At 33.9% G+C, this 587-nt stretch carries 2 protein-coding genes; both read right to left on the bottom strand.

Annotation, left to right across the window (positions count from 1 at the left end; translation table 11 throughout):
* Nucleotides 1-165 precede the first annotated feature (165 nt).
* Complete coding sequence (locus tag E3E24_RS12540) at nt 166-354, bottom strand: hypothetical protein (RefSeq protein ID WP_167889310.1); 189 nt, start codon at nt 352-354, stop codon at nt 166-168.
* Nucleotides 355-356: 2 nt separating this feature from the next.
* On the bottom strand, nt 357-587 hold a 231-nt coding region (locus E3E24_RS12535), incomplete at its 5' end, for a hypothetical protein (RefSeq protein ID WP_167916124.1).

Genomic DNA, 587 nt, shown 5'->3' with positions numbered 1-587 from the left:
CTACAAAACCAAGTACTACTCCGAATGCTACTACAAAGATGTCATCTATTTTTCCCAAAGCTTTCTTTATTGCCTCAATCATGCCTTTCCACCTCGGGTAGGTCTCTTCAAGAAAAGCTATGTAAAAAATCCTTAAAACGAGATAATAAGAAAAATAAAAGAAAATCATCGAGTTTTTACAGCATTCTTCAATTCTTTATAACGCTTAAGTATTATTGCAAGCGTCTTATTATAACTCAAATTCTCTTCCTTTGGAATACCTAATTCTTCTTTAATTTCTTCTCTCTCTTTATCTAACTTACTTAAAACCGCTTCACTCACATAAATAGGATGCCAACCTTTTTTTCTCTCCATCTTTACACCACTCCTTTTATTTTAAGCCACACCAAAACCGCTAAACCATAAACATATCCGATTACGAATTCTACCACATCACCTAATGTGGAAGTTGGCTTCTCTCTTTCTCTCACTTGATACAATGTGAACAATAGCAAAATAACGATAGAATACGCTAAAGTGAATGCTGAAATAAAGCCTAAGAAAGTATGCCACAAGCTTCTCTTATCATCAAAAATGTATTCTCTTGC

It is taken from the genome of Thermococcus sp. LS2, assembly GCF_012027375.1.
Taxonomy (GTDB): domain Archaea; phylum Methanobacteriota_B; class Thermococci; order Thermococcales; family Thermococcaceae; genus Thermococcus_B.
Note: the sequence above shows the minus strand (reverse complement) of the source record. Positions and strands in the feature narration are given on the sequence as shown.